The sequence below is a fragment of the Bradyrhizobium sp. Crot121 genome (assembly GCF_059512385.1).
Map to the genome: position 1 here is coordinate 36,777 of NZ_JCAMOR010000007.1, position 19,344 is coordinate 56,120.

The window sequence follows — 19,344 nt, forward strand, 5'->3', positions numbered from 1 at the left end:
GCCGCGTCGGCGCGCGGAGCAGCAGGCTTCGCGGCTACACCCTACTTCCATGGCACGATTGTTGCTGCGTCCGCCGATTACGAAGCGTGCTTCGTATTGAACGGGGGATGTCATGACGGATTCCGAGCTTCGCGCCGATATTCATAGCATCGAGCCTATTCCTGATGCTGACCGGGACTCCACCGGACCGCAGCAAATGTGGATCTGGGCAGGCGCCAATATCGCGCCGGTCAACTGGGCCCTCGGCGCGCTTGGCATCATCCTGAAGCTCGGCCTTATGGAAACGATCGCGGTAATCGTGATCGGCAACATCATCGGCTGCGCGATCTTTGCGTCCTTCACCGTGATGGGCCACAGGACCGGCGTCAACCAAATGGTCTTGAGCCGCTCGGCCTTCGGCGTTCGCGGCGCCTATCTGCCGAGCATCCTGATGTTCCTGATGACGCTGTGCTGGATCGGCGTGAACACCTACTTCCCCGTGAAGATCGCAGTCGCCATCCTTGGCCAGTTCGGCATTCCCGACAGCTGGCTGGTCGAGATCATCGTCATCACGCTGGTGATGGTGCTTCAGGTCGGGATCGGCGTGTACGGCTTCTACGCGATCCGGACCTTCGAGAAGTACACGGTGCCGGCGACGGTTGCCATCATGATCCTGATGAGCGTGCTGGCGTGGTCGCGTCCCGGCGTCGTCAATTGGGGGCTCACCACGTCCCTCTCGGGTGGCGCGCATCTGGCGATGCTGACGCTGCTGATGACGGCGATCGGCGTCGGCTGGGGCATTTCCTGGGTCACCTGGGCATCGGACTATTCGCGCTTCGTGCCGAGGAGCGTGCCGTCGAGCACTGTGTTCTGGTACAGCTATGTCGGCATGTTCGTCCCGAGCGTGTGGCTCGCCATCCTGGGAGCGACGATCGCCAGCACGACGCTGGATACCGATCCGGCCAAGATGGTTAGCGCGGTGTTCGGCGGTCCGACCAGCATCCTGGTGCTGCTGATGGTGCTGCACGGACCGATTGCGACCAATATCCTCAATGTCTATTCGGCTGCGCTCGCCGCGCTCAGCGCAGGCTTCAAGCTCTCGCGCGTCGCGCTAGCGATCATCGTCGGCATCGCCGGTTATCTGGTCACGCTCTACTTCATCTTCGCGCCGTCCTTTGCGAAGGCGTTCGACAACTGGATGATCAGCCTGTTGTTGTGGATGAGCCCGTGGGCCGGCGTCGTGCTCGCCGATTTCTACATCAAGCGAAAGGGCAAGATCGACGTCGCCGAGCTCTACCGCTCGCCGGAAACCAGCGCCTATGGCGATATCAATTGGGGCGGAATCATCGCCTTCCTGGCAGGTCTCGTTGCAGGCTGGTCGGTCGAAGACGGCCTCGTCAGCGCGTTGCAGGGACCAATCTCGACGGGTCTGCTCGGCGGCGCCGATCTGAGCTGGCTCTTTGGCATCGGCGTATCGGCTGCGGTATATCTGGCAGTCGGCAAGCGGGCGACCGCCACAACACCTGTTGCCGCGACCAGCGCGAGTCAGTGAAGGGGTAATGGATCGCCACCTGACGTCACCTCTGAAGGTGATCGGTTCAGCGCTGGGCTAAGCGCCGACGCGCTCCGACTATCGAGCACCTCTACTCTTAGCGGAGCGTTACGCCATCAGTTCACGCGCGATCACCAGACGCTGGATCTCGCTTGTTCCCTCAAGGATACGAAGGACCCGCGCTTCGCCGAGAAGCCCTGATACCTCATACTCTTCGAACGCACCGTAGCCGCCGTGAACCTGCAGGGCGATATCGGCAACCTCACTTGCCATTTCGGTCGCAAACAACTTGGCCATGGATGTCTCGAGACGGAATGGCCGGTCTGCGTCTGCCAAGCAGGCAGCATTGCGGATCATGAGCTCGGTGGCGTGAATTTTCGTAAGCGCATCGGCCAGCGGGAATGTCAGTCCCTGGTGTTTGAATATCGGCACCCCGCCGACCTTGCGGCCTGCCCCATAGGATTTCGCGAGGTCCATCGCCTTGCGGGCGAGCCCCAGGCCAGTGGCACCGACAAGAATACGGCCGATGCTGAGGGTGGTCAGTATCTGCTTCAGCCCGTCCCCGCGCTCGCCAATCATATTCGCTTTGGGTACGCGACATTCATCGAGGAACAGTTCCACCGAATCTGCAATCCGCCAGCCAATCTTGCGGCCGGGCTTGCCGACCTTGAAGCCAGGCGTTCCAACCGGTACGACGAAGGTCGAGAGTCCCTTGGGGCCCAGCTCGGGGTCAGTGACAGCGACGAACGTCGATGCTCCGTGCAGAGGCGTGCCGGCATTGGTGGAGAACACCTTCGATCCCGACAGCACAAAGGAATCGCCATCTTCCACAGCCCGTGTCTTGATGCTGGCGACGTCCGACCCGCCGCTGGGCTCGGTGACACCGAACGAGGCGATGAAATCGCCGCGGCATAGCGGCTCCAGCCACTTCTTCTTGACTTCGTCGGAACCGTAGCGCGCGATCACCGTCATCGGTGCGCTGTTGCAAAGATAGATCGCGGCGAATCCCGGTTCTGCGCGAGCCAGCGTCTCGGCCACGATCGCCGCGCCTCGCGTGCCAAGTCCGCCGCCGGCAAAATCCGGATCGTAGGCGGTGCCCATGAAGCCGAGTGAGAGAAACTCTCTGACAAGTTCGGTGGGAAACTCATGCCGATCCACAAACGGCTTGATCTTCGGCCGGATTGAGCCTTCTGCGAACTGTTCAAGACCTTCTTTCAGGAGCCTTTCTTCTTCGTTGAGGTCAAGAAGCATCGGTCCAGTCCTTCCTGGTTGGGATGGCAGCCATCAACGGTGCCGGAACTTGTCGAGGGTCGCCTGGGCCGCTCTCTCCCGACAATTGTCGAGGAAGAGGCGATTGGCTTCGAAGTCCATCGCTTCGGCATTTTCCATCAGATAGCTGGAAAAGAAGCGCTTGGTTGCCGCAACCGCCGGCCGCGGAAGCGAGGCCAGCTTTTCAGCGATACTGATAGCGGTCGAAAGCGCCTCGCCATCGTCGCAACAATAGTCAACCACGCCGAGTTCTCGCGCCCCTTCGGCGGTCAGCGGCTCAAGGCAGAAACAGAGCAAGCGAGCCTTGACCAACCCTACGCGAGCAACCAGCGACTTGATGCCCCAGGGGGTGAGCCAGCCATGCGGGACCTCGGGCAGGCTCCACTTCGATCCGCGCCCCGCGACAACGACGTCGCAACAGGTGGCGAATGTAAATCCGCCGCCGATCGCGAACGCTTCGACCGCGGCAACGACGGGCTTGCTGATGAAACCGATCAGGCGGCCCAAGTCTCCACATTCCTGCTCGAACCGCCCCATCGCCTCAAGACCGAGCGCACCGATGAACTTCAGGTCGCTGCCGGCGGAAAAGCCAGGGGGCGCACCGACGAGAACGATCGCACCGACACTGTCATCGCGATCCAGCTCGATCAGGGCCGCTTTCACCCTGTCCACGAGATCCTGATTCATCGAATTGCGGCGCGAAGACCTCAACAAGGTGATGACGGCAACATCCCCCCGCTTCTCGAGACCAACAACTTCCAGCTTTTCGTTCATGGATCACCAGCCAATAGACTTCACGCGCCGAGATACATCTGCTTGACTTCGGGAGCTTCCGAGAGATGTTTCGCATCACCCGATGTCACGATGTTGCCGGACTGCAGCACGTAAGCGCGATCCGCGCATCCCAGTGCCATCACCGCATTCTGCTCGGCGAGCAGGATCGCCAGGCCCTCCTTGGCCAGTTCGCGGATGATCCGCCCAAGCTCTTCGATAATGATCGGCGCGAGACCGAGCGTCGGCTCATCGAGCAGCATCAACTTCGGCCGAGACATCAATCCACGTCCGATGGCGAGCATCTGCTGTTCGCCACCCGACATCGAGCCAGCTCGCTGTGTGCTGCGCTCGCGCAAGCGAGGGAACATGGAAAAGATTCGTTCGATGTCGCCTTCGACATGGTCGCGATCGGACCGATGGTAAGCTCCCATCAACAGGTTCTCGTGGACCGACATTCGCGGAAAGATCTGGCGGCCTTCCGGAACGAGCACCAGCCCGCACTTGACACGCTCGGCTGTCGATATCGAAGCCATGTCACTGCCATCGAAGGCGATCTTGCCGGAGTCGTTCCTCTTCAATCCGGCAAGCGTGCGCAAGGTCGTCGATTTTCCGGCGGCATTCGGCCCGATCAGCGTGACGACTTCACCCTGCTGAAGCTCGAAGGAGACGCCTCTAAGGACCTTCTGCTTGCCGTAACTGACGTTGAGATCGGAGACATCAAGCATGCTTCTTGCCCAAATAGGCTTCGACGACTGCCTCGTTGGCTAGAACGTCCACGGTCTTGCCGGTGGCGATGACCGCGCCGTGATGAAGTGCAATCGACCGATCCGCCAGCCGGCCCAGGAACCCGACCTTGTGATCAATGATGCAGAGCGTCACCCCGTGCGTTCGCAAATCGCGCAGCACCGCGTCGAGGTTCATGATCTCGTCGTGGCCAAGACCCGAGGCCGGCTCGTCGAGCAACAGCAACTCCGGCTCACAGACCATTCCCATCGCCACGCCCAACATCTTCTCACCGCCATAGGACAGAGCCCCAGCCTCTTCGTTCCGCTTGTCGGCCAGCCTGCACAGTTCGAGCATCTGGTCGATCTTGCGAGTCAACGTACCGTTCAGTGCAGCGGGCATACCTCCGAACAATGTCCACAGGCGACCGAAGCCCAACGTGCGTTTGATGTGGAGGTGACACGCAATGCGCATGTGCTCGGCGACAGTCAGCTCTGGAAACAGTTGCGGATTCTGAAACGTCTTCACCAATCCGTGCTGCGCGACTTCAAACGGCGGAAGCGCGCTGATATCCTCGCCTTTCCAGAGAATACTGCCCTGTGTCGGCTGGAGAATTCCCGCGATCAGACTGAGCGTCGTGGTCTTCCCGGAGCCGTTGGGCCCGAAGATCCCGATGATTTCGCCCCGCTCGATTCCGAAGGAGACATTCGAAACGGCCGTCAGGCCGCCGAACCGCTTGGTCAGATTCCGGATATCAAGCAGCATTTCTTTTGCTCCCAATCAGGCCCACGATGCCCTTCGGCATGACCAGGATGACAAAGACCAGAATCGAACCGTAGAGCGCGATGCGGAGCTCCGCGCTCAACTCGATGACGTGCGGAAGCGCTGTCAACACGAACGCGCCGATCACGGGCCCGATCAGCGACCCAACCCCGCCGAGCAGAACCATCGCAATAATGTCAAGCCCGAGCGGTATCGAGAGATAGTGCGGCTCAACGAAACCTGAATAAAACCCATAGAAAGCTCCAACCAAGCCTGCGAGCGCGCTTCCAATCGCAAAGCTCAGTAGTTTGTACTTGAAAACATCAATACCCAGGGTTTCGCCTAGCTGGTCATTCAGGCGGATCGCCGCAAGGCAGCGTCCGATCCACGATGAAAGGACCCCTTGGCAGACAACATACACGATAACCAACAGCGCCAGCGTCAGGTAGTACCAGGCAACCCCGCCCGAAATCGCAACGTTGCCAATCGGCGTCCAGAGGCTCGGCTTGTCGACAACGGTGATGCCGAGTGAGCCGTTCGTCATTCCGTTCCAGTTCAGTATGATCAGCCGCAGCACCTCCGAAAACGCCATCGTGACGACGGCGAAATAGAATTCCTTCAGCTTGAATCGGAAACAGATCGTTCCAACGATCAGCGACAGGACGAAAACGACGGCCAGAGCCGGCGCTATGGCCAACCAAAAATTCCACCCGAACGTCGTGACGAGGATCGTGACGATATAGGCCGACATGCCGAACGATGCGGCATGGAACATCGACAACTGGCCAGTGAATCCAAATATCAGATTGAAGCTCACGGCCAGAGATGCGGCCATGAAGGCGTAAATCGCAATGGCAAGAACCGAAGCGCTATGAGCTGTGAGCGGCGCCAGGAGCGCGACGAGCAATCCGACGGCGATCGCATATCTCATGGCCGATCTCCAAAGAGGCCAGCCGGACGAACGAGGAGAATCGCGATCAGGAAGACGAGCCCGTAGGCGTCGCGGAAGGCGGATGGAAGGAAGACGGAGCCTATGTTCTCGCTGATACCGAGAATGATGCCGCCGCCCAGCGCTCCAATGACGCTGCCGACACCTGCAAGGATCGCAGCTTCCACCGCCTTCAGGATGTATCCGGAGCCGATCGTCGGCTCGATGGAGTACATGCTGGCGTAGAGTCCCCCACCAAGGCCTGCGAGCGCTGTCGAGTACACGACGACGATCGTCTGCAGCCGTCCGGTGTGAACCCCCATCAGCGCAGCGGCCTCGGGATTCTGCGCATAAGAGAACGCCGCACGGCCAAGCCAGGTGCGTGTCAACGCGACATAAGTGCCGAATATCACGGCCAGGAAGACGACGCAGACAACGACCTTGATCTTGGGAAGGACAATCCCCGCGATGTTCAACGCGCCAGGCAGCACGTAAGTGAGGTCCTTCGGCGTCGTGGTGAAGGCCGCCAGCACGAGCGCCTCGAATACCGAGATCATGCCGATCGACACAAGAAGGCCATTGACGAGATTGCCGCGCGTGAACTGAAACAGCGCACGATCCGAGACGTAACCGACGACGCTGACGGCGCCGACGGCACCAAGCACGGCCAATGCATATGGCCAGCCGAGTACGTCGTAGAAATACCACGTTGCGTAGGCGCCGAGCATCATGAAGGCGCCTAACGCGAAATTCACAATGCCGGTCAAACCGAAAGTGAGCGTCACGCCGAGCGCGATGATGCCGTAGAGCGAGCCGACGATCACGCCGTTGAGCATCTGCCCGATAATTAGCTGCGACATGGATACTGTGTCCGTTGGGAGAACGGGCCGGGGCAAGTGCCCCTCCCTCACCGATGGAATGGCCTTCCCGGACGAGCATTCCGGGAAAGCCGAAGCGCGACAATCTCAGCTATTCTTTGGTCGGGTCGTATTTGACGATTTCAATCGAACCGCCCTTGCGCACATGCACGACGTCGAACCCGAACACCGCCTCCCCGGTCTTGTCGTATCGGATCTTCCACAACCCGTCGTAAGTCATGGCCAGCAACGTGGACCGGATCTTGGAAATGTCGTCGACCGTACCTGCGCTCTGCATCGCCTGGACGAGCATGTAGACATGGTCGTAGCAGGACGACGAGCACAGAGGCGCCTGATCGTAGGGGAATTCCCGATTGAAAGTCTTCTTGTAACTCTCGATGAACGCCTTGACCTTCGGCTCGCTCTTTTCCGCTTCCTCGAAGTACTTCGGAACGTAGGCTACGTAGTCCGCGATGGCGTCCTTGTTCTTGAGCGCGGGCCCGATCGAGCCACGAACCAGGAAAAAGCGGTTCGCGAAGCCGGATTCGGTCGCCTGCCGCACGATGTCGTAGAGCACCGCATCCGAATAGCCGGGGAAGAGAATATCGGGCTTCCCGGCGGCGAGTTTCGCAAGTACCGCACTGAAGTCCTTCGTGCCCGGTTCAAAGAGTTCGACCTGAAGCTCGATGCCGGCAGTCTTGAACAGCCCCGTATAGATGTCGACGGCGGTTTTACCGAAGGCATCGTTCTGGAACAGCATCGCCACCTTCTTGGTGTTCAGCTTCTTCAGGTAGTCGACCATCAACTGGCCGAACCCGGCCGAACCCGCATCCCAATTCCAGGTGCGCAACAGATAGTCGTGATCCGGTTTTCCAAGCGCGGCATGGGCCGATGTGGCTCCTGAAAACAGCAGGAACTTGCCGTTGTTCTGGTTCGCGATCGGTTCAATGGCGTTGAAGATATTGGTCAGGAATGGACCGAAGACGAAGCGAACCTTGTCTTCCATCATCTTGCGAAACTGAACCGTCGCCTCGCGCGGCTCGCCACGGGTATCCGCCTGGATCAATTCGAGCCTGTAGGTCTTGTCGCCGACCTTGAAGCCGCCCTTGGCGTTGATCTCCTCGACGGCGACCTTGGTGCCTTGCGCCGACATCCATCCATAAGTGGCGGTGGCGCCCGTTAGAGCCTCGATCTGACCGATCTTGACAACATCTTGCGCGCGAACAGCCGGCGCCGCGAGCAGGCTGCACGCCATCAATCCTGTGAGCAGAAATCCTCTTGACCCGAGCACGTCTCTCTCCCTGACGATATTTGTATTATCTCACTAACGTACTAGTAATATCTTACGGGCCAAGCGTCAAGCCTGGCGGCCTCGTTCGCATGCCGAGCGACCGAAGAGCAGTCGGCTAAGGCTGTCGGAGAAAGGTCGCGGGAACGGCGACGGACAACAAACCGGTATAGATCAGGCGCTGCTCGGTTGACTGGTGCTTGCGAGTTCTTCAATACGACCCGGTGTACTGCAAAGGCTTAGACATCTTATGGGTAAGAAAGCTGCGATCGATGTCACAACAGAATCACAGGCCGATGCTGCGCATCGACGCCTGGAAGAGATGATTGTCACCTTGCAGCTTCCTCCTGGGAGCCACTGGTCCGAAGAGGGTCTTGCCGACAAGATCGGGATTGGCCGCACGCCGGTCCGCGAAGCAGTCAAGCGCCTGCAAGCAGACTATCTGGTCAGTATCTTGCCGCGGCACGGCTTGATGATCACCGAGATCAATCTCCATGAGCAGTTGCTCGTCATCGAATTCCGCAGGGAACTTGAGATTTTCATTTCCACACGAGCGGCACGAAGGATCATGGCTACCGATCGCGAGCGGCTCATTGCGGCGGCCAACGAAATCGATGCGGCCGGCAAGCAGGGTAATCTGGAAAAATACCTACGCGAGGTGTTCAATGCGAATCAGCTCATCGCGAAGGCGGCGGGCAATCCTTTTGCAGCCCGATCGATCTCACCGCTCCACGCGATGTCCCGGCGCTTCTACTACAAATATGAGTCCGACCTGCAGAACCTCGAAGCGATGGGTAAACTGCATGCCGAGCGGGCGCGCGCCGTCGCACGGCAGGACGAGAAGAAGGCGCTTGCCCACGCTACGGCCCTGATGGACCAGATCGAAGGCTACACGCGCAAGATCTTCGAGCGCGGGATCGGACTGGCGTAGCCTGATCGAATCAGTGTTTGGCGACCTTCAACTGGCCCTCGCCTGGCGAGGTATATCCAGGAAGAACGCCTCATCCATGAGCTTGAGGTCGTCCGCCACCTTCCATGGGGCGAATTCCATCTGATCGAGCACGTCGCGGCGAACATCGATCCCTGGCGCGACTTCGGTCAGGGTCAGGCCTTCGGCCGCGATCTCGAACACGGCGCGCTCGGTGATCACGCGGGCCGTCTGACCACGCTTTACACCATCGATCACGGAATAGGTAATGTGTTCGGCCTTATTGACGAATTTGCGTACCTTACCCTCTTTGATGATGCGCAGCTTTCCATCTGCGAATGCGACGTCGAGGCCGCCGGTGGTGAAAGTGCCCGTGAACACCAGCCGCTCCGCGTTTTCCGCGATATCGATGAAGCCGCCGGCGCCGGGATTTGCGGCACCGAATTTGGAAACGTTGACCAGACCACCCCGGTCGAATTGGGCAAAGGCCAGCGCTGCAAACCGGCAAAGACCGCCGTCGATGGCATCGAACTGGTAGACCCCGTCCAAGATCGCATCGGGATTGAGGTTGGCTGAGAACTGCCAACCGGACATCACGATGCCCCCGTAGGAACCGTGCTCGGTCGTGAACCAGTAGTCCTTGAGGCCACCGTTCTCGAACACCCCCTGCTCGGCCATCACCAAAGGTACATCGGCGGCAGCCCCGAAGCCGAAGATGGACAGTTCTCGCTTGCGGACTTCTTTCGCTGCACGCAACGCAACGACCTTGTCCGCCGACATCGGAATGGGCGGGAGCTGCGACAAGGGACGCCGTTCTCCGCCGAAGTAGGCTGGCTCGAACTTGACGTCAGTCGTCATCATCATCGACGGATCGACCACGACGGCGTCCACGAACATGCCGGGAATCCGCACCTCCGAAGCGGGCCGCGTTCCATGGGGTACCGCTCGGCGCACCTGAGCTATGACACGGCCACCATGCGCCTTGGCCGCAAGTATCAGCGCGATGTTGGAGGAGACGAGCGCCTCGTTCTCGAATGAGAGGTTGCCTTCCTCGTCCGCCGACGAGGCGTAGACAAAGACCGTGTCCAGCTTCCACGTCGGATAGAACAGATACGGTTGACCTTCGAAATCGATTCGCCGGACCAGATCATCTTGTGCGCGCTCGGTGAACTTGCCACCGCCGTTTTCGGGATCGATGTAGGTCCCGAGACCGATCCGTGTCATGTAACCGGGGCTGCGACGCGCAACTTCGCGAAGCCAATGCATGGTCGCTCCGATCGGCCACGAATAGGCTTCGATTCTGTTTTCACGGATCAAGCGCATCAACTCCGGGCGCTTGCCCGTCGTCGGATCGACCGGATTGATGTAGGATCCGCCGACGATGCGCTTCATCAAGCCTTCTTGCGCGACGTGATCCATTCCCCTGATGCCTTGGGCATCGCCCGTCCCGACAGGGAAATAGAACGTCAGATCTTTCGGACACGCCGTTTTGCGGAAACGTTCTCCGAGCGCTCTGAGCAGCGCATCCGGCGTCACCCAGCCGATTACACCGACGCAGCCGACAGTGGATCCGTCCGGGATCGAAGCGACCGCGGTCGCGGCATCAACAATCTTGCTCACGCTTTCACCATGAAACGTTCGAAGGTCTTGCGCGAGCTCGGCGTTTCGCAATTCAACGCGAACTCCCTGGATGCGACTTCATCCAGGCGCTCCGCATCCGCCATGATGAATGGTTCAAAGAATCGCTTGGTGGACGCGATCGCTTCCCGTGGCACCGCGGCGAGCCCGTCGGCCACACTGATCGAATGCTCGAGCGCCGCACCCGGCTCGACCACATCGTCAACCAGTCCAATACGAGCCGCTTCGACACCGTCGATCGGCGCAGCACCCCAGGTCAAACGGCGCGCTCGAACGGGTCCAGTTCGCGCCAGCAGCGCTGCCAGCCCCCAGGGAGGCAGCCAGCCGTTTGGCGCCTCGGGCAAATGCCAGCGCGCCGTCGAGGCACTGACGACGATGTCGCAGGATGCGGCAAGGATAAAGCCGCCGCCAAGTGCATACCCCTCCACGGCGGCGATGACCGGCTTTGCGCGATAACCAATGGCACGCGCGAATGCAGCCGTCTCCGACTCATGCTTGCACATATCCGCTATCGATAGACCAGCCAGTTCCTTCAGGTCGCTCCCGGCGCAGAATGCCGGCGCCGCACCGGTCAACACGACCGCCCTTACCGCATCGTTCTGTTCGGCACCGGATAGCGCCTCCCCGAGCTCTCGCATCAACTGAGACCCCAACGCATTGCGGCGCTCAGGACGATTTATTGTGACGATCGCAATCGCCCCATTGATTTCAAATTTGATCATTTCGGGATTGTCCTCATCCAATGCGTGCGCCGTCCGCGTTGACCGCGGCTCTGACGTCCTTGCCGTCGATAGCGCGGGGCAGCACGTTCTCGCGAACTGCAATCGCCGCGGCGAGACCTATTGCGTGACCATAGGAAAAGCATTGCGCGGTCACGCGTGCCGAGGCCACGGCCTCATGTTCTGCCGACAAGCACCGACCCGCGACCAGCAGCGCCTCGCCACGCTCGGGGACGAAGCATCCGTAAGGCACTTCGTAATAGTCATTCAGCAGCCACTCTACCCTGGGTTTGTCTCCCGAGTGCAACTCGATCGGCCAGGGCGACACGGCGATGCCGTCGGCGAACTTGGCACCTCCAACGACGTCTGAATTCGCGAGCGTCTTCACACCTGACACCTGACGCGTCTGACGCACGCCGACCTGAACGCCGGTGTCATTCAGGAAAGCGCTCTCGCAACCGACCAGATTGTCACGGAAGAAGCGCGCATATTCACGAGCCTGCAGCCGACCTTCGATTTCCGCGTCGGTAAAGTCCTGGTAAGAAAGCGTGTTCAGCTCTCGGCCATCGGGCCCGATCACCCGCGTGCAATTGCACAGTAGCTCTCCCGGACGAGTGGTAGGAAACAACCAGATCTTGGCGCGTGGGAGCTTGTAGTCGCCGGCATTATGCTTGGCTCGGATCATCGCGGAGACCTTCTCCGGCATGATCGTGTCCACGCCGTATTCGCCGACAAAGCGGTCGACATCGACTCCCGTCATACGGAAGATCATCGTCGGATTTTGCACCGCTCCGTTGTCGCCGATGAAACTCGGCAGTCCCGCCATCGCGACCACGTCGGCATCGCCGCTCGCGTCGATCACGACCTTCGCGCGTGCATCCACCGGCCCCTGCTTGGTCCAGATGCCAAGTCCTTCGACCTTGTCGCCTTCCATCCGCACGGACTGGGCGACGGCATGGAAGATGACGCGAACGCCTGCCTCCCGCAGCATCGCGTCGGCAGCCTCACGCCACACCAGCGGATCGTGGACGCGAGCCCATGTCTTGCCGTAGAGCAATGGCTCGCCCAACCCTCCCATCGCCTCAAGCCGACGGCAAAACTCGTCGGCAAAGCCGAAAACGACCTGTTGCGGGCCCACCGCAACATTGTTTGTCGCTTCGTAAAGACCGCAGACAGTGCCCGAGAGCCCGGCGACGGCACCGCCGCCACAGAATCCGTAGCGCTCGACCAGCGTAACGCTCAGCCCCTTGCGCGCCGAGGCGATAGCTGCCGCAACACCGGCTGCTCCGCCCCCGACAATCAAGACATCGCTATCAACTCGAATGGAACCGCGAGCGTCCAACCTTCATTCCTTTTAGTATAGTAGTGATGTATTACAAATATCTCAATGGTCCGGCCGTTGCAAGACGCGCGAATGCAAAAACCGGGAAATTCAGAAAGGTCGCGCATGGCGACACGGGGGGCGGTGACACGACTTGGACGACGTGGGCAGCCGCAGCTCGCGGCTCACTCGCTGGAAAACTGCGCCATCATTGCTTTTGCGCTTCTCAGGTCCGAAATCTCGAACCCCTCGGTGAACTTTCCGTACACGGAGGCAAGGATGTGGTGCGCGTTGGCAGGACGGTCCTGAGTGGCTCTCAATCGCGCAAAACTGATTGCCGTCCTCAACTCCCAAAACAGCGCGCCCTGGCTGCGCGCCACCTGGAGCGACTTGTCGAAGGACTGCTCGGCGGCGACAACCGAACCACGTTCACCGGCGTGGAGCAGCAGCTCGCCTTTGATGCGCAACAGCTCGGCCTGGTACCATTGCTCTTCCCTCGCCTCGCAACGCGCAAGCGCCTCATTGACGGCAATAAGCCCCTGCGCGGCGTCGCCTGCCTCGCCGAGACAGATCGCCAATTCGCCAAGAGGAAGCAGGAAGCGCGGCAAAAACCGCGCCTCGCCCGCCAGCTCGAGCGCTTTCCGCAGCACCGGCAATCCCGTGGCAACGCCGCCGCGCTTAGCCATCACCATGCCTCTGAAGGCGCGGGCCCACAAATTCCACAGGCGGATCGGGTGCCGCTCGGTATGCTCGATCAACAGTGCACAGTAGCGTTCCGCCGCATCGAGGTCGCCGGCAAGGAAAGTGATCGGGCAGGCGCCCTGCCCCAGCACGCTGCAGAACGTCAGCGCGTGGCCGCTCGCTCGGCCTTCCTCGATGTTGTGTTCGACCACGCGCAAGGCCCGGTCGGCTAGCCCGATGAGCCACAGGATGCGAGCCTGGAAATAGTGCGCCGATACTCTTAGGTCGAAGCGAAAGCGGATCACCTGCGGCTTTGGCGATAGATCCGAAAGGCGCGACAAGGTCCGCGTGATGTAATGATGCGCGAGGTTCTGGTCGCCGAGGTAGTGCAGCGTGGTAGCCAGCAGCCGATCGGCCATCATCAGGTCGACGGAGTTGCTCGAGCCACCTGCGATTTCGGCGAAGCGGTGCGCAAACTCCAGCGCCTTGCGAAATTCTCCGTTGTTGAACTGATCGATGCACAGTCCCCACAGCGCGCGCAGCAAATAATCGGCGTCGCCGAGTTGCTCTGCGAGTTGCAACGCCAAGGCCCAGGCGGGACCGGCCTCGCGGGCCCTACCGACGCCATACATCAGCGACCAGGCGTGTGCGGCCGAAAGCTGCATGCGCAGGCGCAATGCTTCCGGGCAAGCTTCATCGATCCTTGCCAGCGCCAACTCGGTGCGCTCGCGGCACTCCGCGAGCAGCGACAGTTGTACCCAGAGCGGCACCGCGGCCGCGGTCAATGCCACGCCAGTCTGCGCATCGCCGCTGGGGGAGAATGCCCAATCAAGGCTGGCACGCACGTTGTCGATATGCCGGCCGTAAATGGCAAGCCACTCCGCCTGCGGCTTCAGCTCGCTTTCGGCTTCTGCATTGGCGAAGAAGACGCGATAATATTGCGCGTGACGGCGCGCTGCATCGAAATATTCCCCTGAGCCATGCAGCTTTTCCAGCGCGTAAGCGCGCGTCGTATCCAGCAGGCGGTAGTGCGGCCGGTCGCCACGAATGTCGGCGACGGCAAGGGATTTTGCGACCAGATTGGCGAGGTGGTCGGTGACTTCGTCCCTCTCGTGATCGCCGGCAACCGCAATCACTGCGTCGAGCAGGAAATCGCCGGCGAAGATGCCGAGCCGCCGCAGGACCCGCGCCTCCGCCTCCGGCAGCAGGTCATAGCTCCAGTCGAGCGTCGCGCGCAGCGTTTGCTGCCGGGGCAGCGCAGTGCGCCGGCCCGTCGTGAGGAATTTAAATCTGTCGTCCAGAAGCGCCGCGATCTTGGGCGGGCCAAGCATCGCCGCGCGTGCCGCGGCAAACTCAATGGCGAGCGGAATGCCGTCGAGCCGGCGGCAAATAGCGGCGATGGCGCCAAGATTCTCCTCGTCGCGCTCGAAGCTAGAACCCTGCGCCTTCGCCCTGGTCATGAACAGTTCGACTGCGGTGTGTTCAAAGATGGCGTCCGGTGCGAGCAGAGGCTCAGGCGGCACTTCCAGTGGAGGCACGCGATAGACATGTTCGCCATTGATACGCAGGGCCTCGCGGCTGGTCGCGATAATGGTCGTACCGGGGCAGCGGCTGACGATCGTCTCGGTCAGCCTGGCTACGGCACCAATGACATGCTCGCAATTGTCGAAAACGACCAGCAACTCTCGCGCTCCGATGGCACGCGCGATGGCCTCCGCGCAGATATCTTCACCTTCCAGTTTGATGCCGAGCACGCCGGCAACCGCTGAAGGCACGAGTTCGGGATTTGAAAGCGAGGCCAGTTCGATGAGGAACCGGTCGGCCGTCAGTCCGGCCGGCGGCGACCTGGCCGCCTGCAGCGCCAGCGCTGTCTTGCCGATCCCGCCGGGCCCGACGAGACTCACGACTCGATAGGCCGACAGAAGCTCCCACAGGTGAGCGATCGCCGTAGCGCGGCCGATGAGATTGAACGTCGCGGCCGGAATGTTGGTCGACGGCGACAGTTCAGGCGCAGCCGGCTGAGCCGGCGCATCGACATGCCGGATCTGCCATGGTCCCAGAAGGCGATATCCCCGGCCGACCGTCGTGGCCAGCATGTCGCGATCCGAACCGAGGGCCTTGCGGATCGCCGCGATGTGCACACGAAGCGCGCCCTCCTCGACGAATACCCCCCGCCAGACCCGCTTGGTCAAATCACTCTTGGGAACCAGTTCGCCTTCTGCCTGGACCAATTCCGCAATGATCTCAAAGGCCCGTCCACCCAACGGCACGGGCACTCCCTGAGAGCGCAATTCCCGTCTGGCAAGATCGATTTCCCATCCCGCGCATGCATAGATGGGGCGCAGGCCTGATGCGGCCGTCATTTAGAGAAGCCCCAAGCAGTTGGTAAATTTCCACCCAGGCGATCAGCCTATCATCAGCCCAATCGAAAGAAACCAACCCAGGCGAGAACCAAGCGAGGACTATGCCGCGCCCGCTTCGCCTGCAGTCTGCCGCACGGGATCGGTTCAGCCTTTTCAAGAACGGAAGCAGGCGCCTGATGAAAACTCCGCGCGCGGCGCATACGTCGACTAGCTATCGCACCGCACAACGGCATCCGCGTACGTGGTCCACGGCCATTGAGGTTCCTGGCGGAACCCCATATCTTTGACAAGGGAGTCCTTGCCGTGCAGACCGTAAAGGCGGCCCTCGTTGCGGCGATTGCAATCGTCGCTCTGGTTGTCTCCCTCCTTCCCGGCTTAGCGGAGGAGAACCGCAGTCTTGCACTGACCATTTCGCTCGACGGGGCTATCGGACCGGCGTCGGCAAGTTACGTGAAGGACGCTCTGGCCAAGGCATCCGAACGACGCGCGGACATTGTCATTCTGCGTCTGAATACACCGGGCGGTCTCACCACCAGCATGCGCGAGATCATCTCGGATGTGATCGCTTCGCCCGTTCCTGTCGTAGGTTACGTAGCTCCCTCCGGAGCCCATGCCGCAAGCGCCGGGACCTATATTCTCTACGCGACCCATATCGCGGCAATGGCGCCGGGCACCAATATCGGTGCCGCGACGCCAGTACAGATTGGCGGTCCGATACCGGGCCTGCCGGGCGGTACTCCGGACAAGGACGGCAAAGACAAGAAGGATAGCGACCACCAGCCCGAGCCAAAGGATGCGATGACGGCAAAGGTGACGAATGATGCCGTCGCCCTCATCCGCAGCCTCGCCGAACTGCGCGGCCACAATGCTGACTGGGCCGAGAAGGCGGTGCGCGAGGCCGCGACCCTCTCCGCCAACGGCGCGTTGCAGGACCATGTCATCGATCTCATCGCACGCGATCCGGCCGAACTGCTCGCGAAGGTCGATGGTCGCGTCGTCGAGGTTGCAAGTGGCAAGACACAACGTCTGGCGACGAAAGACGCGGTCGTCGAAATAATCGATCCCGGATGGATCTCCCGGTTCCTGGCGGTCATCACTGATCCCAACGTCGCGTTCATTCTCCTGATGGTTGGCGTCTACGGGCTCATCTTCGAATTCATGTCCCCCGGCACGGTCGCCCCCGGAGTCGTCGGCACGATCTGCCTGCTGCTGGGCCTTTACGCCCTCAATTTGCTGCCGATCAGCTACGCCGGCCTCGCCTTGATGCTGGTCGGGATCGCGCTTCTTGCCTTCGAGGCCTTCAACCCGACGGTCGTGATCGGGCTCGGCGGAGTCATCGCCTTTGTACTGGGAGCGGTCATGCTCTTCAGGGTCGAAGCGCCCGGCTACCGACTCTCGTGGTGGCTCATCGCCGTCGTGACGGCGACGTTCATCGGCTTTGTTCTCGTCGTGCTCGGCTCGCTTCGGCGCGCTCGCACCGGTCCCGTGCGGGTCGGCGCGCAAGCCATGCGAGGCCTGTCCGCCAAGGTCCTCGATTGGTCCGAGAATGAAGGTCATGTCTTCACGCACGGCGAGCGATGGCAAGCACGCGGCACCGAAACCTTCAGGCCGGGTGAGATGGTTGAGGTCGCCAACATCGTCGATCTGACGCTGGTGGTGCGGCGCGCGCCAGTCCGGACCGGCGAAGGAGGGAAATCATGATGCTTGATTACTTGACCTATGCAGCGCTTGTGCTGGTCGTCATCCTTTTCTTGACCCAGGCCATTCGCATCCTGCGGGAATATGAGCGCGGCGTCATCTTCACGCTCGGCCGTTTCACCGGAGTGAAGGGCCCGGGCCTCATCATCCTCATTCCGGCCGTGCAGCAACTCGTGAAGGTGGATCTCAGAGTGATGGTGCAGGTCGTGCCGCCCCAGGACGTGATTTCGCGCGACAACGTCTCGGTCAAGGTCAATGCCGTTCTCTACTTTCGCATCGTCGATCCTGAGCGCGCGATCATCAAGGTCGGCGATTACATGGCCGCGACCAGCCAGCTCGCACAAACCACGCTGCGCTCGGTACTCGGCAAGCACGAACTTGACGAGATGCTGGCAGAACGCGACAGGTTAAACGCCGACATCCAGGAGATCCTCGACAAGCAGACCGATGTGTGGGGCATCAAGGTGACTGGAATCGAGATCAAGGATGTCGATATCAACGAAACCATGGTGCGCGCAATCGCCAAGCAGGCCGAAGCGGAACGGCTGCGACGCGCCAAAGTGATCAATGCGATGGGCGAACAGCAGGCCGCCGAGAAGCTCGTCGAGGCCGGCCGGATCCTCGCACAGGAGCCGCAGGCGATGCAGCTACGCTATTTCGCGGCGCTGCACGACATCGCGGGCGAACGGTCCTCGACCGTGGTCTTTCCGCTCCCGATGAATCTGTTTGACCACCTTACTCGGCGGGAGTCAGCGTGATCTGGCCGTTTTCCTGATGGGGTACCGATCGTGTGAGGCAAGCGCGAGGATGATTGTTTCCCAAGATCATCGCGCTTTAGGCTCGACGGCAGGCTCCAGGCTGCGCAGCCAGGCAAGTCGGGCGATGGCACGCTCGGCCAGCATCTGCAGAAGCTCAAGACGCGCCGGATCGTCCGAGCGTTCGGCACCGTCGAGATAGGCGTCGGTCAGAGCCTCGGCGATGGCCTGGGCATCAGTTGCCTGCAGCAGCGCCGGAGGAAAGGATCCGAATCCGGCGGCGCGGGCCGACATCAGTTCGGCCTCTTCGCGAAGCTCGCGAGCGCGGCTCTGCGAACGTGCCAGGAGTCGCGCCTCGAGGTCCGCAAGCCGCACAGCCAGACGAGTTTCCAATGCGCCGGCATCCACGCGAGCTGCCGCGTCAGCGGCCCCCTCGCCCGCGCGCTCCTTGTGCTCAAGATGATAGGCGCTGCGGCGTTCCTTGCGCAGGGTCGCCACATGCGCAAGCTCCTCCCGTGCCATGGCTTCAGCGGCCTTCCTGATCTCGGGATCCGCGGTGAAGGCCGCGACATAAGACCAGAAGGCAAATGCGCGCTCTTCATTGCGCACCGCCATCGCCAGGGCTCGATAAGGTGTCGTCAGCCGCGACGCCTTGATCTCCGCCATGGTCTCGGCATCGAAAGTCTCCGGCGCATCCCAGCGTACGAGTGCCGGATCAGGCGCTTTGCCACGGCGCGACAGCGACCAGCGTGTCACACTATCGACATGCTCGCGCTCGGCGGCCGCAAGCTGCGCGAAGACTGCTGCAAGATCATCTCTGTCCTGCGCCCGCATCTCTTCGGCAAGCTCCGAATAGCGATCCGCGGCCTCCTTCTCCATCGCATTGGCAAGAGCGAACAGCTCATCCAGCGACTGCAAGGTTCCCGCCGGCTCGTCTTTCAAAAGCAATGCTCGCGTCAGCAGCATGAGCCACCTGCATAGCTGTGTTTGATCCAGAACAAACTCACTTGTCTCGGTTACGACTAGACAGCCGGTCTGAACAGGAGTCAAACTTTCGGTGGTTGGATCGGGGATCCCTTTAGGGTTGTCAGCGCCGACGCCCCCTTGTT

The 19,344-nt window shown here is 60.9% G+C and carries 16 protein-coding genes; 4 read left to right on the top strand and 12 right to left on the bottom strand.

From position 1 onward, the window contains the following. Nucleotides 1-112 precede the first annotated feature (112 nt). On the top strand, nucleotides 113-1,531 hold the full coding sequence (locus tag AC5ZGW_RS09420; RefSeq protein WP_130223837.1) for a cytosine permease: 1,419 nt from the start codon (nucleotides 113-115) through the stop codon (nucleotides 1,529-1,531). A gap of 108 nt (nucleotides 1,532-1,639) precedes the next feature. On the opposite strand, the gene AC5ZGW_RS09425 is transcribed toward AC5ZGW_RS09420, so the two are convergent. From AC5ZGW_RS09425 to AC5ZGW_RS09455, 7 genes are all read right to left on the bottom strand, one after another. After that, nucleotides 1,640-2,782 carry an acyl-CoA dehydrogenase family protein gene (locus AC5ZGW_RS09425; RefSeq protein WP_130223835.1) on the bottom strand — a complete coding sequence of 381 codons (1,143 nt, stop codon included), beginning with the start codon at nucleotides 2,780-2,782 and terminating at the stop codon, nucleotides 1,640-1,642. Between the two features lie 33 nt (nucleotides 2,783-2,815). Then, nucleotides 2,816-3,574, bottom strand: coding sequence for an enoyl-CoA hydratase/isomerase family protein (locus AC5ZGW_RS09430; protein ID WP_130223833.1), 759 nt, complete (start codon nucleotides 3,572-3,574; stop codon nucleotides 2,816-2,818). A gap of 20 nt (nucleotides 3,575-3,594) precedes the next feature. Further along, the gene (locus AC5ZGW_RS09435; protein WP_130223831.1) at nucleotides 3,595-4,299 is read right to left on the bottom strand and encodes an ABC transporter ATP-binding protein; all 705 of its coding nucleotides are present in this window, start codon (nucleotides 4,297-4,299) and stop codon (nucleotides 3,595-3,597) included. Then, the gene (locus AC5ZGW_RS09440) at nucleotides 4,292-5,062 is read right to left on the bottom strand and encodes an ABC transporter ATP-binding protein (RefSeq protein ID WP_130223829.1); all 771 of its coding nucleotides are present in this window, start codon (nucleotides 5,060-5,062) and stop codon (nucleotides 4,292-4,294) included. The genes AC5ZGW_RS09435 and AC5ZGW_RS09440 overlap by 8 nt, the downstream gene beginning before the upstream one ends. After that, nucleotides 5,052-5,990 carry a branched-chain amino acid ABC transporter permease gene (locus AC5ZGW_RS09445; RefSeq protein WP_130223827.1) on the bottom strand — a complete coding sequence of 313 codons (939 nt, stop codon included), beginning with the start codon at nucleotides 5,988-5,990 and terminating at the stop codon, nucleotides 5,052-5,054. The genes AC5ZGW_RS09440 and AC5ZGW_RS09445 overlap by 11 nt, the downstream gene beginning before the upstream one ends. After that, nucleotides 5,987-6,847 (bottom strand): branched-chain amino acid ABC transporter permease, encoded by an 861-nt coding sequence (locus tag AC5ZGW_RS09450; RefSeq protein WP_130223825.1) that lies wholly within the window; start codon nucleotides 6,845-6,847, stop codon nucleotides 5,987-5,989. The genes AC5ZGW_RS09445 and AC5ZGW_RS09450 overlap by 4 nt, the downstream gene beginning before the upstream one ends. Before the next feature lie 109 nt (nucleotides 6,848-6,956). Further along, entirely contained in the window at nucleotides 6,957-8,135 is a 1,179-nt protein-coding gene (locus AC5ZGW_RS09455; RefSeq protein ID WP_130223823.1) for an ABC transporter substrate-binding protein, read from the bottom strand. A 193-nt stretch (nucleotides 8,136-8,328) separates the two neighbouring features. Here AC5ZGW_RS09455 and AC5ZGW_RS09460 point away from each other — a divergent pair, with 193 nt between their 5' ends. Beyond that, on the top strand, nucleotides 8,329-9,063 hold the full coding sequence (locus tag AC5ZGW_RS09460; protein WP_245474555.1) for a GntR family transcriptional regulator: 735 nt from the start codon (nucleotides 8,329-8,331) through the stop codon (nucleotides 9,061-9,063). Between the two features lie 27 nt (nucleotides 9,064-9,090). On the opposite strand, the gene AC5ZGW_RS09465 is transcribed toward AC5ZGW_RS09460, so the two are convergent. The 4 genes from AC5ZGW_RS09465 to AC5ZGW_RS09480 form a co-directional block, all read right to left on the bottom strand. After that, the gene (locus AC5ZGW_RS09465; RefSeq protein WP_130223821.1) at nucleotides 9,091-10,680 is read right to left on the bottom strand and encodes an acyl CoA:acetate/3-ketoacid CoA transferase; all 1,590 of its coding nucleotides are present in this window, start codon (nucleotides 10,678-10,680) and stop codon (nucleotides 9,091-9,093) included. Beyond that, nucleotides 10,677-11,441, bottom strand: a complete 765-nt coding sequence (locus tag AC5ZGW_RS09470) for an enoyl-CoA hydratase/isomerase family protein (RefSeq protein ID WP_245474554.1) — start codon at nucleotides 11,439-11,441, stop codon at nucleotides 10,677-10,679. The genes AC5ZGW_RS09465 and AC5ZGW_RS09470 overlap by 4 nt, the downstream gene beginning before the upstream one ends. Then, nucleotides 11,434-12,720 (bottom strand): FAD-dependent oxidoreductase, encoded by a 1,287-nt coding sequence (locus AC5ZGW_RS09475; RefSeq protein WP_245474553.1) that lies wholly within the window; start codon nucleotides 12,718-12,720, stop codon nucleotides 11,434-11,436. Before AC5ZGW_RS09475 ends, AC5ZGW_RS09470 begins: the two co-directional genes overlap by 8 nt. 203 nt (nucleotides 12,721-12,923) lie before the next feature. Next, entirely contained in the window at nucleotides 12,924-15,689 is a 2,766-nt protein-coding gene (locus AC5ZGW_RS09480) for an ATP-binding protein (protein WP_245474552.1), read from the bottom strand. Nucleotides 15,690-16,085: 396 nt separating this feature from the next. On the opposite strand from AC5ZGW_RS09480, the gene AC5ZGW_RS09485 reads away from it, so the two are divergent. Further along, on the top strand, nucleotides 16,086-17,483 hold the full coding sequence (locus AC5ZGW_RS09485; RefSeq protein ID WP_130223815.1) for an NfeD family protein: 1,398 nt from the start codon (nucleotides 16,086-16,088) through the stop codon (nucleotides 17,481-17,483). Next, nucleotides 17,480-18,238 (top strand): slipin family protein, encoded by a 759-nt coding sequence (locus AC5ZGW_RS09490; protein ID WP_130223813.1) that lies wholly within the window; start codon nucleotides 17,480-17,482, stop codon nucleotides 18,236-18,238. The genes AC5ZGW_RS09485 and AC5ZGW_RS09490 overlap by 4 nt, the downstream gene beginning before the upstream one ends. Before the next feature lie 66 nt (nucleotides 18,239-18,304). Here the strand turns inward: AC5ZGW_RS09490 and AC5ZGW_RS09495 are convergent, their stop codons facing one another. Continuing rightward, nucleotides 18,305-19,201 carry a ferritin-like domain-containing protein gene (locus AC5ZGW_RS09495; protein WP_130223811.1) on the bottom strand — a complete coding sequence of 299 codons (897 nt, stop codon included), beginning with the start codon at nucleotides 19,199-19,201 and terminating at the stop codon, nucleotides 18,305-18,307. Nucleotides 19,202-19,344 lie beyond the last annotated feature (143 nt).

What these genes read in the sequence shown, in the direction of transcription:
- AC5ZGW_RS09420 (WP_130223837.1), top strand. Translation starts at nt 113, where the DNA reads ATGACGGATTCCGAGCTTCGCGCCGATATTCATAGCATCGAGCCTATT.
- AC5ZGW_RS09425 (WP_130223835.1), bottom strand. Translation starts at nt 2,782, where the DNA reads ATGCTTCTTGACCTCAACGAAGAAGAAAGGCTCCTGAAAGAAGGTCTT.
- AC5ZGW_RS09430 (WP_130223833.1), bottom strand. Translation starts at nt 3,574, where the DNA reads ATGAACGAAAAGCTGGAAGTTGTTGGTCTCGAGAAGCGGGGGGATGTT.
- AC5ZGW_RS09435 (WP_130223831.1), bottom strand. Translation starts at nt 4,299, where the DNA reads ATGCTTGATGTCTCCGATCTCAACGTCAGTTACGGCAAGCAGAAGGTC.
- AC5ZGW_RS09440 (WP_130223829.1), bottom strand. Translation starts at nt 5,062, where the DNA reads ATGCTGCTTGATATCCGGAATCTGACCAAGCGGTTCGGCGGCCTGACG.
- AC5ZGW_RS09445 (WP_130223827.1), bottom strand. Translation starts at nt 5,990, where the DNA reads ATGAGATATGCGATCGCCGTCGGATTGCTCGTCGCGCTCCTGGCGCCG.
- AC5ZGW_RS09450 (WP_130223825.1), bottom strand. Translation starts at nt 6,847, where the DNA reads ATGTCGCAGCTAATTATCGGGCAGATGCTCAACGGCGTGATCGTCGGC.
- AC5ZGW_RS09490 (WP_130223813.1), top strand. Translation starts at nt 17,480, where the DNA reads ATGATGCTTGATTACTTGACCTATGCAGCGCTTGTGCTGGTCGTCATC.
- AC5ZGW_RS09495 (WP_130223811.1), bottom strand. Translation starts at nt 19,201, where the DNA reads ATGCTGCTGACGCGAGCATTGCTTTTGAAAGACGAGCCGGCGGGAACC.